Annotated in this window: 8 protein-coding genes; 3 read left to right on the top strand and 5 right to left on the bottom strand. The window is 55.6% G+C overall.

Features of this window, described 5'->3' with window-relative positions; all coding sequences use genetic code 11:
• Nucleotides 1-204 precede the first annotated feature (204 nt).
• From ACN0SD_RS19445 to ACN0SD_RS19465, 5 genes are all read right to left on the bottom strand, one after another.
• Nucleotides 205-2,130, bottom strand: a complete 1,926-nt coding sequence (locus tag ACN0SD_RS19445; RefSeq protein WP_417809853.1) for an SIR2 family protein — start codon at nt 2,128-2,130, stop codon at nt 205-207.
• Nucleotides 2,131-2,707: 577 nt separating this feature from the next.
• Nucleotides 2,708-4,258 carry a TniQ family protein gene (locus ACN0SD_RS19450; protein WP_417809854.1) on the bottom strand — a complete coding sequence of 517 codons (1,551 nt, stop codon included), beginning with the start codon at nt 4,256-4,258 and terminating at the stop codon, nt 2,708-2,710.
• Nucleotides 4,258-5,229 (bottom strand): TniB family NTP-binding protein, encoded by a 972-nt coding sequence (locus ACN0SD_RS19455; RefSeq protein WP_417809855.1) that lies wholly within the window; start codon nt 5,227-5,229, stop codon nt 4,258-4,260. The genes ACN0SD_RS19450 and ACN0SD_RS19455 overlap by 1 nt, the downstream gene beginning before the upstream one ends.
• Nucleotides 5,230-5,232: 3 nt before the next feature.
• Entirely contained in the window at nt 5,233-7,236 is a 2,004-nt protein-coding gene (locus ACN0SD_RS19460; protein ID WP_417809856.1) for a DDE-type integrase/transposase/recombinase, read from the bottom strand.
• A gap of 122 nt (nt 7,237-7,358) precedes the next feature.
• On the bottom strand, nt 7,359-8,102 hold the full coding sequence (locus tag ACN0SD_RS19465) for a hypothetical protein (RefSeq protein WP_417809857.1): 744 nt from the start codon (nt 8,100-8,102) through the stop codon (nt 7,359-7,361).
• Between the two features lie 1,296 nt (nt 8,103-9,398).
• Here ACN0SD_RS19465 and ACN0SD_RS19470 point away from each other — a divergent pair.
• The 3 genes from ACN0SD_RS19470 to ACN0SD_RS19480 are packed head-to-tail and all read left to right on the top strand — an operon-like array spanning nt 9,399 to nt 15,363.
• On the top strand, nt 9,399-12,083 hold the full coding sequence (locus tag ACN0SD_RS19470) for a class I SAM-dependent DNA methyltransferase (RefSeq protein ID WP_417809858.1): 2,685 nt from the start codon (nt 9,399-9,401) through the stop codon (nt 12,081-12,083).
• On the top strand, nt 12,080-14,161 hold the full coding sequence (locus ACN0SD_RS19475; protein ID WP_417809859.1) for a DEAD/DEAH box helicase: 2,082 nt from the start codon (nt 12,080-12,082) through the stop codon (nt 14,159-14,161). Before ACN0SD_RS19470 ends, ACN0SD_RS19475 begins: the two co-directional genes overlap by 4 nt.
• Nucleotides 14,161-15,363 (top strand): GIY-YIG nuclease family protein, encoded by a 1,203-nt coding sequence (locus ACN0SD_RS19480; protein ID WP_417809860.1) that lies wholly within the window; start codon nt 14,161-14,163, stop codon nt 15,361-15,363. Before ACN0SD_RS19475 ends, ACN0SD_RS19480 begins: the two co-directional genes overlap by 1 nt.
• Nucleotides 15,364-15,549: the final 186 nt, after the last annotated feature.

Genomic DNA, 15,549 nt, shown 5'->3' on the forward strand with positions numbered 1-15,549 from the left:
GCGTGACCCGGACAAACGATCCTTGATCATTCAAAAGAAGGAAAACGAGCTTGACCCAGACACCCAATTAGAGAAGCAGACCTTCGCCGCGTTTCAAATGAAAGTCTGCTACGGTTCTCCGACGAACCAGACTTTCCTACCACGATACGCCATCGTGTAACGAGCACGCGCCAAGCGTTCAGCTGCCTGCCAGAACCAGATCGTTTACCACTCCATCCTACTTGCAAGCCGCAGATAGTTTTCGACTGCCTTCTGGAGAAACTCTTCATCACCCTTTGCGAACCCAGCCTCCAAGATTTCAACCTTTGTCGCATAGTTTAGAAATTCCTCGAGGATTCCTCGGCGCACTTCACTGTGCCAACCACTGCGGCCAACCGGACACCATATCCAGCCGTTACGCGGCTCTTCGACCAAGGCTTTATTGAGCTCGTCTTTTTCGGCACGCTCCAGATGCGTCAAGCTGCCGAGGATTTCCCAGCTTTCATATAACCGCTCAAAATCTGGCAGCACGCCGACGAAAGACTTGCTCCACGCGGCAAAAAGATCGCACAGATGGTCACTGAGAGCGGTCTTGCGTTTTTCAAGGCCTTCCAGATGTTTCCAATAGTCGTTGTTGCCGCCTTCCCAGGCCCATAGGAACAGGCGCTGCACGGCGCGCATGGTTTCAGGGTCATGGCGTTTGTTAACCGGCAGGCTGAACAGCCGGTGCAGCTCCCGCCAGCGCCCCGCTCTGACAAGACCCAAGCCATAGCCGGTAAATACCAGCACTGCCGGATAGGTTCTGATCTCAAGCCAGACATTGAGCCCCGCCCCTTCACGGTCGGCATGGGCGCATAGGCATTTGATGACATCACCGACCAGTGAAAATTCGCTGCCATCACCCCAGCGACCGAGAACGCCTGCCATACGCGCAAGCGGCTCGGTGAACGACTCGTAAAGGGTAATGCGGCGCTGGAACTCATCCGCGCTGAAATGTCCCTGCGGCGCGAGTCCCGCTGCTTCAATTTTTTCGATTAGGTTCCGGGTCTCGGTTGTGAAGAGCTCATCGAGCTGAATGCGGTGTTCTTGTTTGGCGAGGTAGCGCTTGGCCGCATTAACCAGCAGATCAACGCTGATAGGATTCTGGCGGTGCGTTCGCGCCAGTGTCTCCACACGCTGCTCCAGCCCTGTAAAGAAGCTGTCGGCATCATCAATGGGAATGATGCGCGCATGACGGTGATCGGTAATCTCCTGCGCCCCGTCACCAAGTTTACCGCCGCGTGTTGCCCAGAAGAGCGGATAGCGCCTTGCAGGGGCGCGCAAGATCGATGCGCGCAGCGCATGGTCCCACTCACCGGACCAGCCGCAAACGATTAGACCGTGCTCGTCGATGATCCGGTCCAGCAGTCCATCATATTCCGGCGGGTATTCCGTGAGCTCTTCGTCAGTATTTAGGATGCGGGCATCTTTGTAGTCGCCATGGAGTTTGAGCAAATAGCAGCTTGTATGGGTTAGCGGCTCCGCACCCTGCAAAGCGTCTACAGATGCGACGACCGTGGGCTCGATCCCCTGCTCTCGCAGCGCATTTTCCAGGAGGCGGTCAAAGTTGGTAGTGATGATGACGCGGATATAACCTTCGCGAACAAGCCGGGCTATGGCGTGATGCGCGCGGGTCGGAAGCTTGCGACCTTCTTCTCGGTCATCATCATCCGGCTCTATGTAGCTATGCAGGATGGAACGCCTCTCATCGCGTGAAAGGCCGAGTTCGCCAACGAGCTCGGAATAATTCGGGTCCTTCCCGGTGGTTTCCTGATACCAAGCCTGCCAGTCGTCCTGCTCTTCGACGCCTTGGGCTGCGGCAACGCGGCGAACAAGGTCAAGCGTGATCTCCCAGCCAGTCGGAATATCAGCGGCGCGAGAAAGCCCAGAGCCGATAAGCAAGGCATAGACTCCTCTATTCTCGTAGACCGAGAAAGCGAGCTGTGTCAGCGGATCGCCGGAGAGCAATGACATCGAAACCTCATAATTTTCTTTTTGGCAGGCATCTAACGATGCCACGGAATGATCAAAGAGCTTTAGCGTGTGCGGCGCACCTTTGGAGTCGTTTTGATACACGGATTCCAACCAGCCAGTTTGTCTCGTGCCGAGCACCCGAACTCCTTTAGGGTCGGACTTTGGCAGCGTGGGGGCGAATGTCCAGTTAGAACCGCAACCGGTCGCGCTTGAATCCTACACCGAACGGCAGCTCCGGGCCGTGAGCGGCAGCCTTCTCAAAGGGCGGCGAGTTCAAATGATCGACGCCATGAATAGTGCATAGCTCAATTGCCTGACGCTCCTTGTCTTGAGTTGAAACCGATTGGTCTGCGGCCCCAACCAAAACCACGCTAGGCGCGAAAGCAAAGACGACAGAACCAAAAGTTTTGCCGTCTTCACAACTCGAGCAAGAAATCTCAGAACTTCAAAGGGCGCTCAGAGTCGAAGAAGTATCTTGACACCCTTTGCGCAGCCTTATGCTTTCTTTTGCGCACTCATCTGCTTTTTCTGTGTAGGATGCACCATAAAATGTCCATTTTCATGATATTCGTCATTGATTTTATTGACTAAATTATCGCGTGCGCCGCACCTTTGTCCATTTTAAAAGCATATAGTGTCCATCAAAACCTTTAAAAAAATGCCGCCCGAAGGCGGCATTTACAACTTGCTTGACGAGATCAGAGGGATCTTGGCGTCAGATTGAAAATCGAACCGCTTCAGAGACACCGTTCGGCGGGCAATCGAGTATCGCGGTGATGTCCGCTGGCGATACAAAGAGGGAGGCAAACTTCTCCTTTTCAGCCAACCTGACCGTGCTCGTGAGATGCCCATCGAAAACGAGTTCCAAGATCACTTTGATTGGCGCACGCGTTTTTTCAGCAGCTTTCGCAAGAGGCGTGTGCGTTTCGGGAACGCTGCCAACCACTTCGAACTTGGTATTCAAGCGTTGAAGCAAGTGGATGATACTGCGACCGTCTATCGCTTTGCCAATCTTGCTTTTCAGGACGTTGTGATCCTGAACCCGAACGAGAAGCTTTAACTCGAGCAATGCCGCAACCATCGGGCGCGACGCATTGAGGAGTGATGGCACTTGCGTGACCGGCACCGCGTGCTTCGCGGCCTCCACCAATTTCTCAATTTCGCGATATTTCACGATCGACCCGCTGTCGCTCTTTCCGTCCTCTGTATTCGGCATCGCACCTGCAACCTGCAGGACGTTTTTCAATGTCCCGGGATGCAGAAATGAGGATTTCGCGATCGATGCCACGGAGCTGATCTTAGGTTGCGCCACATATTCTCCAAGAAGCTTCTGACCAATTTTCATCGGCGTGGTATCAATGATGAACTCGCGCAGAATAGATCGGATCGGGCCGAGATCGCTCGCCGCGTGGTTTGCGGAAAGCCAACGGTAGAGCATCCCGTATACGCCACCCCGGCTTTGCCAGGTGCGCCCCTTACCCTTCGCAGCCTCCTGCAACTCGCTGAACGCTTGCCGCAGGCCCTCTTCCCCGGCGTAGACATAAGGCCAGCCATGTCGCGCAGCGCTGACCCAGTCCTGAAAATCCAGATCTGCCGACTTAGCTTCTGTGCCAAATGCCAAAGTAGCTCCGAGCATCTCCGTTGCCCGTGTTGCCTGCTCAATAGATTGCGCGTCCAGCCATGCCGGACCCCGCTTTCCATGCAGCCGCGCCAGCACATAGCCCTGTAGCTCGGTTGGTTTTTCGGAGCGTGCTTGCTCAGCCAAACTTAAAAGCTGATCGCGTGTCTCCGGCACCAGGACCGGCAACTCATGCAAGAAATCATCCCAGCCTCCGAGACGACGTTCGACGAGCTCAAGTTCGTGACGCGGGCAAACGCGCACGGGCTGCAGCCTCCAGATCAATTGATGCGCGCGTGCGACGGCACTGCGCGCATGCCCACCATCATCTTCGGCCAAACACGCAGGGCAAAAACGCGTATTAACCCCGGTGGTGAACTCGGCGCGAAAAGTCTCGCCGCGGAGGCGATACTGGCGCGGGGCGATACGCGTGATTGCATTGTGGCGAACCGGCCTCGGGTCTTGGCCGACTTTGAAACACAGGCGCTCAAGTGTCGCATCATCGCCCGCAGCAAGATCTTGTGGGGAGATTTCCAGATCGTTCAGAAACGGCACTAACCGCCCTCCTGTATGGAAGGCGGCAAGGCGAGTGGCCCAGGACAGAGCGGTTTCGTCGACCCGAAACGGCAGATAGGGTTGAAGCTGCATCACGATTTCCTCCGTTTCTTCCGGCGTGTTGGGGATGTGCTCTCCTCATCCTGTTTCAGGTCCGGCTTGATGTTCCACCAGTCCTCGACGAAGAACACGTTGCGCTCCGGCAGCGCGCCCTCGTGCATCGCGTAAGCCTGCGCAAAATGGTCGATGTCCAACCGGTCGTCGCCGTTCATCAAAGCGCATTCGATTGCATTCACGACGTTCTCCACAGTCCGACCAAAGCGATAGCGGGCGGCATGGGTAAGGCGGCCAACGAGATCACGTTCGATGGGCGGCGCAAGTCCGGCGCGCTGACAGTAGGTTTCGATCAGCCCACTAATTTGGTCGTGCTCCGCGTCCGGATCGACAGGCGACAAAATGAGACTGGTGAACCTGCGTTGGACTTGCGGATCAGAGCGCACGACCTCGGCTAGTGCCGCAGTCCCCGACAGGATCACGATGACGGCCGAGTCGCCTTGCATCAACGATTTCAGGGCACGCAGGATCAGGTTTCGGTCTGCACAGAACAAGTCGTGTGCCTCGTCGATCCAGATCGCCACGGTTCCAAGCAGGGAAGCCCGTTCTCGTAATAGCTCCATCATCGACCAGCCCTCCCGTTGCTTCGACACCTCGGGATAGCCACTCACCTTCAGCAGTTCACGGATTACGCTCTTTAGGGTCGCAGGGCTTGGCACCACCACATCAAGGTAGCGCTTCTGCCCATCTGGTCCCGCTTGTAGGGCCGCGCAGCGATCGAGGCCGCGCTTAACGAGAGTGGTCTTGCCGCCTCCCGGCTCGTCAACGACCATGATCCCACGAGTCTCACCGGTGCTGGTGAACCGCAACGCTGACGGCAAGGGGTGTCCCTGCGCATCATGCGCAAGCAGGCGATGCAGGTGGGATGCGAATTCCGCATCCCTGGGAGTTCCCACATGAATCCCCCGCAAATCCTCAAGGATCCGTGCTGTCTTTGCCATGTTGTTCATGTCTCAGCCCTCCACGTCCCAATTGCCGGATTTCGGTTTGCGCTTGGTTGCAGCTTTGGTGGGCTTCACCGGGGCAGAAATGGACGTGCCCGGCTTGCCATCGGCTGCAGGCACGACCTCGCTCTGCGGGCGCGTCGACTCTTTGAAACCCACGAAGAGGCGCTTCTCGATGCGAGCGAGTTTCTCCTCGTTCCAGTCCTCCACGAGGAGGCCAGCCAACGCCATGGCCTCGGCATTGCGTGCGTCGATGGCGTCAAGCGCGGCGAAGATGGTGTCGTGATCGAACTCCTTGCGCCGCGGATGGACGCTCTTCAGATGCCGAGCGGCAATCATCCATGTTTGGGCCGCCACTCCGTGGAACCGCGGATCAAGTGCAGGCACTTCGATCCATCTCTTGTCGTCCAACCAAACAAGGATTGCCCCGATATCGCGCGGGTGCCATGCGACCTCAAGTTCCGCTTCCTCATTGCGGTTCATCCAGACTGCCAGTTCCTCCGAGTGATAGCGAAGGCCCATTACGGTGATGCCGGTCTTGTCGAGTTTGCGCGAAAGGCGCTCCCCGAAGATCAAGCGGAACTCACGATTGCAGGGTGACGGCGCAACACCATATTGCCGCGTCAGACGACGCCAGCAATCTAGCGGCGTTTCTCCGTCCAGTCCTTCATGCGGTTGATTGTGGTAGATATCCACAATCCAACGAACCATCGCGAAGGCGAAGTCGTCAAACGTAAGGGCCGCGCGGGCTTTCGGATCGGAATTGCCCTTTTCGGTGATGCTCGAAAAGGTGTGACCCGTCAGACGACGTAAAAGCGTCACGGAGATCGTGCGGAACAGGCGCTCAATCCGGGCACGCATTTCTGGGGTGCCCGGCTGAGTGAATTCATGCCCACAACCGAGATCCGCGCATGCGTGGCGGAAGGTTTCGGAAATGAAAGCGGTCCCATTGTCGGTGACAATCAGCTCCGGGCGGCCATACATCCACCAAACCCCGAGCGCCCCCACTGCATCCGACCACTTCCCTTTGTCCGACACCACCATCTGCAAGACCTGTTTCGCCGCAGATCCTTTGGCGTCTCGACTGATCACCATACCAACGATGCAACGTGTCGTCGCACAGATGGCCACAGTGATCATCCAGCGCGCCTTTTCGCCGTCCAACCCGAGTTCTTTTAGCTCATCCGCAGTTAGATGCGCGTCCAGCCCTGTCGAGGACATCAGCGTCATCGCATCGACGCGGAATTCGTCAATCTCGACACGTTCAAGTGGGCGGGTGAGGATTAAGCCGTTCCCGACCGGCGCATATTTCTTGCGCGCGTAATCAATGCCGTGCCGTGCGACAGCGACCTGATAGGGATCCAGTGATCGGATTGCCGAACGAACCGTTGTGCGACTTGGAACGCGAAGCTCCACTTCGTTATTGGCGACGCGCCTCATGTTCTCCGCTTCAAATGCATTCGCGACATCTTTCACGATCTTGGTTTCTGTCGGCTTCGCGGCAGACATGAAATCACGGACGTATTGCATCATCAGCGAGATTTCCGCAGGCGTCATACGACTACCCCGGTTTCCGCGCGCGCCGATCCTGTCGACGAGTCCGGCTGCGCCCGCTTCCTCATGCTGCTTCAACCAACGCCGAAGCGTGCGCGCGGAAGGTGCGTGGAAAAAGTCGGTTGTTTTCGTTGCCTGAAGATCATGGTTGCGCGACACATTAACGAAGTCCTGAGCACGGGCGCGCAACTCATTCAGGTTCGCCTGAATGGAGGCATCGGTGACCTTCATGCCTTTTCGCACCATTTCCATGAATGCAGCGACCCAGGCGCTACGCTTTGCATATGCGAGGCGCTGACGCTTCGGCAGCTCCGCCGTCAGGAAATGCGCCTGTTTGAGGCGCGCTTTCGCCGTCTCGGGCAAGAAATACCCGATTTCATGGAAAAGCCGGCCTTGCGCGGCAAATTGGTTCAGTTCCTGATGGGGATAGCTACGCGCACACCCCGAGCCATCATCCATCTGGAAAATCCAGCCCTCCTCGTTGGAGCTGACGGGACGCATCGAGAGGGTATCGATCGAAACACGGTCGGTCGAGGCGAAAGCGAGACGCTGCTTGGAGATAGCGCTACCGAATTGGAGAGTCATTTGGTCACCTGTTTTGCTTTGAAGACATTGGAATTGAGAGAGATTTGCTCGTGGCGGACGAGTTTCAGATGGCCGGATTGGATCAGCCGCACAAAAGCGCGAAACCCATCACCAGCCTCGTCGAAGCACGCGACGAGCTCGCCGAGCTTGCACACGCCGGACATCGCCTCATGGATTTCATGGGCCAGAAGATCTGCCTCCGGCTCTGCCCGCCGATAGGCGAAGAAGAGCTTGGCGTTAAACAGATCGATCCGATCGAGGATCTCATCAGTGAGCAGCCGGACATCGTCGACAAAGCCACATTTCCGCGCTTGATGCGCAATCTGCGACATCTCGCTCAGAAAGCGGGGGGACACCCGCACCTGCGGCTTGACCGAATAGGCGATCCGCGAACCGTCCTCCTCGGTCACGACGAAATCGAACCAATGCTTGTGCATCTCGCCGATCTCGTCCTCCCAGTCGAACTTCACCTGCTCGCGCAAATCCGCCGTGCTCGCACGAAACATCAGCATGAGGCACCAGCACAGCTCGAGATGGCTCTCCAGATGCACGACCCGCCCTGCGCCCGGACCGACAGTGACCTGACCCGTGCAATGCTCACGCGAGTGACGGTTGATCTTGCGGTTCGCCGTGGATGGCGCGGCGAGCTTCGGCGGCGGATCATTCTGATAAGGCTGAGGGGCCGGAGGCCAATCAGCCTCATAAAGCCGAGAGGTCGGTGGTTTCATGTTTTTGGTCATATCTTCCTCATTCCCGGGCAAAAGCCGGGTTTTCGTGGAATTGCGATGTGACCGAGGAACGGAGTTGCGCCTGCCCGTATTCGGGTCTATGAACACATATGCTTGAATGACCGTTCTCGGTCGTTACCTATGGCGCGCCGTCTTCGGTGCGCCTTTTTCTTTTCAAGGTGGATCTTTCATCGCGGCCCTCCTGGTTTCGGTTCGATGACATTTGGATTGCGTCAATTTGCTTTCCGGAAAAGCCTAAAGACGCGGATTCACAAAATGGCCTTATTCTCGACCAATTATGAATGGCTCGAAAAATTGACACGTATTCAGTATCTTATGCGAAAAAGTATAGTTACTCAGGGGACGCGCCCGTTGATCGTTCAAGTATACTTGCGACATGTCTTCTTCTTTCCATCTCGGAGGCGCTATACAGGCCCTGTGCGAAAACCGTATTAAATACGGCGAGCCAATTTTGGCTTATCGACACGGCATCAGTCCCGGCTCTCGCGTTGCGGAGTGTCAGGAACAGGTTTCCAGCCGGCGCCGAATCGAAATGGCGCTGCCGGAAGGTGGATTTTGCGGGATGACTTGGATTCGAGGTCCATTGTTAGGACACGGCAATCCGTTGATCGTATTCCACCAGAATGGCGGAAAAACTATTCTTGAGTCATATGCTCAAAAATAACGATCAAGGGAGAGCAGGACGAAACCAGCACGTCACGCTTAATCCAAGCGGATCAGCGTATCAGTCGCGATGCGACAAGGGGAATATGCAGGTTCATCAACATGCGGCCACAATAGCCAATCGGACGCTAAGGCGAAAGTCGCAAAATTCACCGACACCCCTGAACTGTAGCCTTGCCGCAACGATCGACAGAAAAGAAATGGCATGTTTCAAATTTCAGATGCGAAATCCCTTCCTTACCTTATAACTTCGTTAAGTAAGGAAGGGCCGCCGAGAAAACGACCTCCCAAGCTCCCACCAAATCGCCGCGATAAAATACTCGTGATCGACGCGAATTTTCTCAATGGCGCGTGGGTTTGGCCTGACTTTTGCGCCCCACGCGGAGTCTTTCGAACGCAGACTTACGCCCCAAGCTCTTTGCTCCAGCCCTACAATCGATTGAGCTCCTCGGGGTGATCTTCGCCGTATTGGGCGGCTAGGCTCACGTTTGGCGCGGCCCGCCGATGCTCCACCGCTTACGTCACCACGCTCAATTGGTGCGCTGCCGTTCAATATCTCTAATTTTTCGGTAGTTTCCTCTGAACAGCTTGGCTACCAATGAAGAATAGCTTCCGAGGCCATTTATGAACCCGACAGAAATTTACGATGAGTTGGCTGAAATCGCGGCTGCATCCTTTGATCCAGTCGAATTTCCTTTCGCATTTGCCAAGGCGACGGACGCGGCCAAAGCCGCAGTTGCCAAGCTTCGCAATGGATCAACCAACAAATCCGACCTTCCCGGCGGGGTGCTATTCAACAAGAAGTTCCACTACGCGCCTGCTCTCGCTGGTTTGACGAATGTCACACTTGATCAACTGCGCGCTTCGAAAAAAACGAAGGCCGCCAAACCCGCCATTCTGATCGCGACTGATGGCGAAACAGTCGCCGCTGAACACCTCGCTTCAGGGGACACGCTTCATTGCCGGTTCGACGAAATTGGCGACAACTTTGGTTTCTTCCTGCCAGCGGCAGGAAAGGAACGCTATCGCGCGGTCGAAGAAAACCCTGTCGACGTAAAGGCCACGGGCAAACTCGCCCGGCTCTATGACGCGTTGACGAAAGCCAATCCTGACTGGGGCAGTGACGAACGCCGGCATGAGATGAACCAGCTGATGATGCGGTTGATCTTCTGCATGTTCGCCGAGGACGTGGGCATCTTCCCCGACAACCAGTTCTCGCGCCTCTTGTTCACCCATGCGGGCGACAAGGGTGAGGAAGCGCGCGAAACCATAATCGCGGCTTTCCAAGCGATGAACCTGCCCAAAAGCAAGCGTGGCGACCTGCCCGCTTGGACGGGCGAACTGGAATACGTCAATGGCGGGCTATTTGCGGGCAATATCGACGCACCGCGCTTTGACACCATCGCATTCCGCTATCTGCGCGACGCCTGCAATCTGGACTGGCGCGAGATTAACCCCGACATTTTCGGTTCGATGATCCAGTCGGTGGCCGACCCCAAGCAGCGCTCGGAACTGGGGATGCACTACACCTCGGTGCCCAACATCATGAAAGTGATCGGGCCACTGTTTCTTGATGATCTGGACGCCGAAATCCACAAGGCGTGGGATCGCCCCAAGGGTCTGCAACAAGTGCTTGACCGCATGTCGCGCATTCACGTGTTCGACCCCGCCTGTGGCTCGGGCAACTTTTTGGTCGTGTCCTACCGCGAACTTCGAGCGCGCGAGACACGGATATTACAGCGACTCGAGGAATTGACCGGCCCCGGCTCGATGCCGATGTTTTCGGCGATCCCGATCAGCCATTTCTACGGGATCGAAATCGCGGACTTCGCGGCAGAGACGGCCAAACTGGCACTGTTCATCGCCGAGTATCAGGCCAATGCGAGCTTTGCCGAGGTCTTCGGTCGTCGCCCGGCGGCCCTGCCGCTGAAGGACGCCGCGCATATCTGCACCGGGAACTCGCTACGGATAGACTGGGAAGAGGTCTGCCCACCGCCGTTGGATGGGCACGAGGTATTCATTACTGGTAATCCTCCATTTCGCGGAAAAGCAAAGCAAGATAAATCCCAAAAAGCCGATATGGACTTTGTGTTCAAGGGAAACGTCCATCCATATCGATCGCTCGATTATGTGACCCCTTGGTATTATAAAGCAACGAAGTATATAGCCCAGTTCGGAGCCAAAGCCGCACTTGTTGCTACGAGTTCAGTTTGCCAAGGGGCATCTGTGCCAACACTTTGGCCAAATATTCTGAAGCTGGATGTTGAGATTTTTTTTGCAATCCGTCCATTCAAGTGGCGGAATAACGCTGCAACCAACGCGGCCGTTTCGTGCATTGTCGCGGGCTTGCAGAGAACGTCGAACAACGAAAAATCCATTTTCGAGGAAGGGGTTCGGACACAAGCTAAAACGATCAACGGGTATCTAATCGATTCTGCGCTAGAAGCCGTTAAGCCATCACGAAGTCCGATAAATGGCTTGCCTGCGATGTCCTTCGGAAACATGGCCTACGATGATGGGGGGCTGATACTGAGCGAAGAGGAGCGCGCTTCAGTTCTCGCCGAAAACCCAAGGGCAGAAAAATTTATTCTTAAATATGTCGGCTCACAGGAAGTCGTCAAAGGTATCGTGCGGTATTGTATTTGGATCACGGATGCCGACCTCGATGAGGCGATGCGGATTCCTTTTATTAAGGGGCGGGTTGAAAAAACTGCCGCCAATAGATTGGAAATGGGCGATGAGGCCGGGCGTGAACTTGCAAGCCGCGCGCATGCATTTCGGGAGCAAAAATTGCCTAAGAAGCAATCTATACTAGTTCCGCGGGTTACCTCCGAACGAAGGCTATATCTACCGGTAGATATAGTTTCAGCTAATGTTGTTCCAAATGACAACACTCAGGTAATGTATGACGCCCCGGATTGGACGGTTAGCATTGTAGCTTCACAGCTTCACAGAGTGTGGATTCTCGCGGTATGCGGCCAACTGGAATCAAGGGTGAGGTATTCTAAAGACCTTGGCTGGAACACTTTTCCGGTGCCCAAATTCACCGAGGATCAACTGGCAAACCTTTCTGCCTCAGCCCGGCGCATCCTCAAATGCCGCTACTCGCATTACCCCAAGACGATCGCCGAGCTTTACGACCCTGACAAGATGCCCGACGATCTGCGCGCCGTGCATCGCGAAAACGACGACCTGCTGGAAAAGATGTATATCGGCCGCCCCTTCCGCAATGACACCGAGCGGTTGGAAAAGCTGTTCAAGCTCTATGCGGCCAAGGTGAAGGCTCTGGATAAGAAGGGGAGCAAATGATGGTCGAAATGGTAAATGTGACCTACGGGCGCTCCAAATCTGCGACCAATACACTCGGCCAGCGCGAGATGCAGGCCCGCGCTTATGCCGCCCGCGCTGCGCAGTTCCTGCTGCTCAAAGCCCCGCCGGCATCAGGCAAAAGCCGTGCCTTGATGTTTATAGCGCTCGACAAGATGCGCCATCAGGGCCTTGAAAAGACCATTGTCTGCGTGCCCGAAACCTCAATTGGCGGTTCGTTTCGTTCCACCGATCTCACCAGCTACGGGTTTGAGGCTGATTGGGAGGTCGATGACCGCTGGAACCTGTGCCTGACCGGCGCGGATGCACAAACTGAAAAGGTAAAGGCCTTCGAGGGTTTCTTGGAGAGTGAGGCCAAAGTTCTCGTTTGCACCCACGCCACCTTCCGTTTCGGGGTTGATGCGGTGGTAACGAAGGCAGGACTTGACGCATTCGACGACTGCTTCATCGCCATTGATGAATTCCACCATGTCTCGGCATCGGACAACAACCGGCTTGGGGTGATTTTACGTGACCTGCTGAACCGGGGAGAGTGCCACGTCATGGCGATGACCGGCAGCTATTTTCGCGGAGATTCCGACCCGGTTCTGCGCCCCGAGGATGAGGATCGTTTCACCAAGATCACCTACAGCTACTACGAACAACTTGAGGGCTATGAATACCTCAAGGCGCTTGGGATCAATTATGAGTTCTATAAGGGCAACTACGTCAACGGATTGCCCGGCGTTCTTAACCCCGATCAAAAGACGATCATCCATATTCCGCATCGCGGCTCACCCGAGGCGTTTGACGACAAATACAATGAAGTCGGTCGAATCATCGACCTGATTGGTGTCCATGAAGAGCGTGACCCGACAACGGGCTTTGATCTCGTGCGCCGCCCCAATGGGCAACTTCTGAAGATCGCGGATCTTGTCGATGACGGGCCGGGGCGCGATATAGTCAAAACCTCGCTCTCGCGTGAGATCAAGGGGCCGGACGGCAAGCGCGACGACGCGGCAGATCGCGCCAAAGTCGATATCATAATCGCCCTCGGGATGGCCAAGGAAGGTTTTGACTGGGTCTGGTGTGAACATGCGCTGACCATCGGATATCGGTCGTCGCTGACCGAGATCGTGCAGATCATCGGGCGCGCGACCCGCGACGCCCCCGACAAACCACGCGCGCTTTTCACCAATCTGGTGGCCGAGCCAGGAGTGGAAACCGGCGTGGTCACGGACGCGGTGAACGACATGCTAAAAGCGATTTCTGGATCGCTCCTGATGGAGCAGGTTCTCGCGCCCAATTTCAAATTCTACCGTCGCGAAGATGGCGACGTGCGCGCCCCCATCGAGACAGATAGCGAAGGCAACATCTCGATCGGAATCAAGGGGCTGGTCGAACCTCCAACGGATCGTGCCAAAGATATCTGCGAGAAAGACATGCAAGACTTAATGGCAACCGCCTATCAGGAAATGGATCGGCGCGTGCTCTCGCCCGACACCGCTCCCGAAGTCGCAACGCAAATGGTCCTGACTGACATTATCGAACGGCGCTATGAGACGTTGGACTCTGAAGAAGCAGAATCCGTGCGCCAACACCTGGCCGCACACATGAACATACTAACGCTGGCACGCCGTGAAAGCGCAGATAACGCGGCAGAAGATACGTCATCACCTAATAGCTCACCGTCTGAGAACGAATATCCTGATGAGGATACTGACGAGAGCGCTTCCTCGCCCAACACGCTACTGCAGATGGTGCGTAAATTTATCAACGTGCGCGATCTAGATGTGGAATTGATCGATAGCGTGAATACTTTTCGCGAACGCTTTGAGGTCGCCTCGAAGTCGCTGGACGCCGAAATATTGTCTCATGTCCAGTCAGCAATGGTCGCACTGCGCGTCAACATGACCGGAGACGAGGCACGCACGCTCTGGCCCAGGATCAAGGCATTCCGCGCCTCCGAGGGGCGCGAGCCAAACGTGCATTCAGCGGACCCTTTAGAAAAGCGCATGGCTGAGGCTTTGGCATGGCTGAAAGCAGAGAAGGCTAAACGGATGCGGGAAGGCGCGTTGTGATGGCGCGCCCGTCGTTGGACGATATCTTCGCTGAAGCGGACGAGTTTGGCCTTCTCGACGTGCGAGCGCGCGCCGCTCGACAAACCGAAGAAAGTGACAAAGGGGCTGAGGTCTTAGGAGATGTCACTGCATTCTTTGAGACACGCAAGCGTCTCCCAGATAAGAATGCCGAAGATCATGACGAGATGCGCCTTGCCGCAATCTGGGACGCAGTCAAAGCAACCCCCACCGCGCAGATGCTCTCCGAAGATCGACTGGGACTGTTATCTGCAATTGAGCCACCCCCCAAATCTTGGAAAGACGAACCCTCAGACGAAGATATCCCTGATAGCCTCGATGATATTTTCAGCGATGACGCTCTACCAGTCGATCCCTCCTTATTCAGGCTTACACATACGACTGCAGCTTCCGACCGTCACTTGCCCGATCATCGTGCTGAGTTTGTCCCTTGCCGGGATTTCGATCTGTATCGAGAGAAGTTTGAAGCCGTTCAGCGCGCCTTGGAGGCAGGAGAACGCGAGGCAACACCCGTCAAAAAATGGGCTGTTATTGAACCGTTGGAGGGGGACGTCTTTATCCGAAATGGATTATTGGCCTTGATTGCGGAAAAATCCGAAATGACGGCCCGTGGCGGCTCTCGTGATCACCGGCTGCGCGTGATCTTTTCGAACGGGATGGAAAGCGATCCGCTGATGTCGTCGTTCCGAAAATCTTTAAACGACGACAAGACCGCCCGGCTTGTCCAAAAGCTCGGCTTCGGCCCTCTGGACCCGGATTGGGAAACAGATCGTCTCGATCTCTCGGGCACGATCTATGTCGCACGTTCCCGTTCGGAAGATCCCGCGATCAAAGCGCAACGCATGATCTTGCACAAGATTGGCGTGACTGGACAGGACGTGGGGCGTCGGATTGCGGATGCGCGGAACGACCCAACTTTCCTGCTCGCTCCAGTCGATATCGTTGCCACCTACGACCTGAAAAACCTGTCGCGAAGAAAAGTCGAGAACTTGTTGCACAGGTTCTTTGAACAGGCGCGGCCTGCGGAGCTATTTGTTACCGACCGTTTCGGGAAAAAAGTCTATCCGCGGGAGTGGTTCTATGTGTTGCCAGAACATGTTGGCCAAGCAGCCAAGCTGATTGAAAATGGGACACTTCACAAGTATCAGTATATCCTTGCAAAGCAGGTTATTGGAGAGAAGTGAGGGCGGATTGCGGACCTAAACCGCAGGTGCGAGTTTAAAGGGTCGATCGTGGCAGAACGGACAGTCAGCTCGGTTCGCATGATTTCTGAAGCGTGCGTCTTACGGACTCTTAGGGTCAGGATGCATTGATTTCGACACTCAGTTCTGATTCACGGCTCTGCAAAAGGGAGCGGTGATATGAGTGAT

The sequence above is a fragment of the Thioclava sp. genome, from assembly GCF_048263065.1.
GTDB lineage: Bacteria > Pseudomonadota > Alphaproteobacteria > Rhodobacterales > Rhodobacteraceae > Thioclava.